Below are 3,294 nucleotides of genomic sequence, written 5' to 3' on the forward strand. Positions count from 1 at the left end.
GAAAGACGGTCATCTGACCGCCTTTCTTACAAATTGGAACTATTATCAAAGCGTTTTCGCAAAAGTTTTAATGCTTTGGTTTCAATTCGACTTACATATGAGCGAGAGATATTCAGCTTTTGTGCAATTTTCTTTTGTGTGAGCGGTTCGTTGCCGTCAAGGCCGTACCGCATTATGATTATCATTTTCTCTCGTGGAGAAAGCTCCTCATTTATAAACTGACCTAATTTTTTGCTGTTCAGCTGAAAATCAAGCTGTTCTAAAATATCATCATCTACCGCCATTATATCAAGCAAGGTCAGTGGGTTGCCGTCTTTGTCGCTGTCTATGGTTTCATTCAAAGAAATATCCTGAGCCGTTTTCTTTGCATTGCGAAAGTGCATAAGCACTTCATTCTCAATGCAGCGTGACGCATAGCTTGAAAGCCTGATTTTCTTGCTTAAATCGTAGGTGTTTATCGCTTTGATAAGACCGATTGTACCAATCGAAACCAAGTCGTCCTGCTCGCTCTGGTTGCCGTAATATTTTTTTATGATATGAGCTACAAGTCGCAAATTATGCTCAACAAGAATGTTTCTTGCCTCAATGTCGCCATTCGCACTCCTCACAAGGTAATCGTGCTCCTCTTTTTCCGAAAGAGGTTTTGGAAATGAGCCGTTGCCGCAAATATGAAGGATAAAAAAGCAAATGTACTGCCCTAAAAAATTAATTAATTCAATCAAAAAATCACCCCTGACCAAATCTTATTATCGTGGATTGTACCCACTAATAAGTATTCAGTCAGGGGATAAATTTTGCTTGTACCGACTTAAATATCGTAAGAAATTATCTTTTTATCCTTAATTATGATTTCCTTATTGCAAATTTCCTTTGCCGCCATTTTATGTGATATAAGAATACAGGTTTTGTTTTTCAGCTTTTTAAGATTTTTGAGCAGCTGAACTTCTGTGTTTGCATCAAGTGCAGAGGTAGCCTCATCAAAAATGATAATCGGTGCATCACTGTAAACTGCTCTTGCAATGGCAATTCTTTGAATTTGCCCCTCGGAAAGTCCCTTGCCGTTCTCTCCTACCCTTGTATCTAATCCATTGGGCAAATTACTGATAAAGTCATAAGCACATGCAATCTTTGCAGACTCAATAATTTTCTGTTCGTCAGGCTCTGATGAAACAAATGCAATGTTATCTCTTATTGTACCCGAAAGCAAAAAGTTACCCTGCGGTACATATGAAAACAAGCTTCTTATATTTTTATCAACATAAACCTTTTCCCCGTCAGACAAATTCAGATAAATTTCGCCACTATCAGGTGAAATCACATCAAGCAACAGCTTAGTAAGCGTACTTTTTCCTATGCCGGAGATACCCGCAAGCAAAGCAAAATCGCCCTTATTAAGCACAAGGCTTGTATTTTCGAGAACATTTTCTCTGCCATAGCTAAAGGTAATATTGTCAAAAACGATTTTCTTTGTCTTGCTATATAAATCTTTGGTATCAATCAGCGACTTATTGACAATATCTTCATTCTCAAGATTTTCAATATCCATTAGTCGCTCAGCACTTGCAAGAGCTGAATAATATGACGGCAAAATACTGCTTATTCCTCTGACCGGACCTTGAATCTGAGTTACAAGTGCAAGCATTGAAGTAAGAACGCCATATGTAATTATGTGGTCAGAAATCGCAAATGCACCCCAGATAAGAGCATACATATAACCAAGTGAAAACACAAATGAAAAGCCTGTTGTAGCAACTATTGAAATATAGTTCCTTTTTCGCTTAATTTTAAAATTGTTCATCTGCAAATTCATTGCATTTTCCGATACCTTTTTTTCTGCATTAAACACTTTTACAACGAGCAGGCTTGAGAAAATCTCCTGAAAAAAAGAACGGGTTTTGCCGTCAGACTCCTGCACCGCCTTATGCAAGGCTTTCATTTTTGATTTAAAAAGCAAAACAACGCTGAACATCAACGCACCGCCGATTATGAATACAAAGCAAAAGGTTTTATCAATGGCAAAAAGCACAACAAAAACGCCAATAAGCTTTACAAGGAAATATACCATATTTGGCACTATAGAAATTATAGAACCCACAACAACTAAAACATCGCTTGTAATTCTGTTGAGCAATTCGCCCGTATGTATCTGTGAAATTTTATCATATTTTTTGCGGATAATACTATTAAAAATCGACTGCTTTATAGACATTTCAAGCTTAGCCTGAATATTAAAATTCAAAACCTTGCTAACAATGCGTATGATAAGCTGACCGACAGTAAGCGACACAAGAATGATGGCATAGTAAACAATTCCGCCAATGTCAGAATTAACTGCCGAATCAACAATTCCTCTTGAGAGTGTAGCAACTACTACCCCAAGATAAGCCATAGCAGCGTAAATAACAGAGATGATTATTATATTAATTACCTGTGGCTTAGCATTTTTTACTATCCATTTGTTGGTTTCGGAGTCTAATATATTTTTCAGTCTTTTCATAGCCTATCTCCCATTGGTTAAAAATCTTTCACATATTTCAGCCGATTCAACATTCATATTGCATTTCAGCAGATAAAAATTGTTTTCTGCAATCAGTTTATTTGCGGTGGTCAGCATATAATTTGCGTATTCGTTATCAAGAGCAAATTTAATTGTGTTTTTATATATTCTCGGAAAAACTTCGTTCTTGTAAAGCTTAGAAATGCTGTTCTCCTCTGCCCTTTCAAGAAAAATGATTCCACCAAGCTTAGCACGAATATTTTTATTTATTTCAGAGCCACCGTCAAAAGGCGAACCATATACATACCAGTCGTTGTCAATAAATCTTATAATCGGCTTATCGTCATTTATAATTTGCACATTTTCCTTGCCAAATTTTTTTATCCAAAGTTTAGTATGGGTTGACTTTCCTACACCTGAATCAGCCGAAAATAAATATGCTTTACCCTTGTAAAGAATAGCTGACGAGTGAAGAAAAATTGCGTTATACTTTAAAACTTTTTTATTAAAAGAATCGGCAAGAAAAATTGTTTCTAAATCACCAAGTGTTAAGTGAGTATTTTTTTCTGCTCTTTTTCGTATATAATCCTCACGAATCGAAATTTTAATTTGCACAGGTTCATTGCCTGTATATAAATAATCTTCTTCGATACTTTCAAAGTAGCGAAACTTAGGTTTTATATCAGTTATAATATCTGCAATTTTGTAAATCGGCATAACATCACCAAATTTTATTATATAACAAAATCTAAAAATAAGCAAGAAAAAGCACAGGTGTGAAAAACACCTGTGCTAAA

3 protein-coding genes are annotated in these 3,294 nt (G+C 35.7%); all 3 read right to left on the bottom strand.

All coding sequences use genetic code 11. From position 1 onward, the window contains the following. Nucleotides 1-26: 26 nt before the first annotated feature. Nucleotides 27-722 carry an RNA polymerase sporulation sigma factor SigK gene (gene sigK / locus ACJMMI_RS01040; protein WP_405352698.1) on the bottom strand — a complete coding sequence of 232 codons (696 nt, stop codon included), beginning with the start codon at nucleotides 720-722 and terminating at the stop codon, nucleotides 27-29. Between the two features lie 86 nt (nucleotides 723-808). After that, nucleotides 809-2,497 carry an ABC transporter ATP-binding protein gene (locus ACJMMI_RS01045; protein WP_405352700.1) on the bottom strand — a complete coding sequence of 563 codons (1,689 nt, stop codon included), beginning with the start codon at nucleotides 2,495-2,497 and terminating at the stop codon, nucleotides 809-811. Between the two features lie 3 nt (nucleotides 2,498-2,500). Then, nucleotides 2,501-3,214 (bottom strand): hypothetical protein, encoded by a 714-nt coding sequence (locus tag ACJMMI_RS01050; RefSeq protein ID WP_405352702.1) that lies wholly within the window; start codon nucleotides 3,212-3,214, stop codon nucleotides 2,501-2,503. Between the last annotated feature and the right edge of the window lie 80 nt (nucleotides 3,215-3,294).

The organism is Ruminococcus sp. (genome assembly GCF_045129435.1).
GTDB lineage: Bacteria > Bacillota > Clostridia > Oscillospirales > Acutalibacteraceae > Ruminococcoides.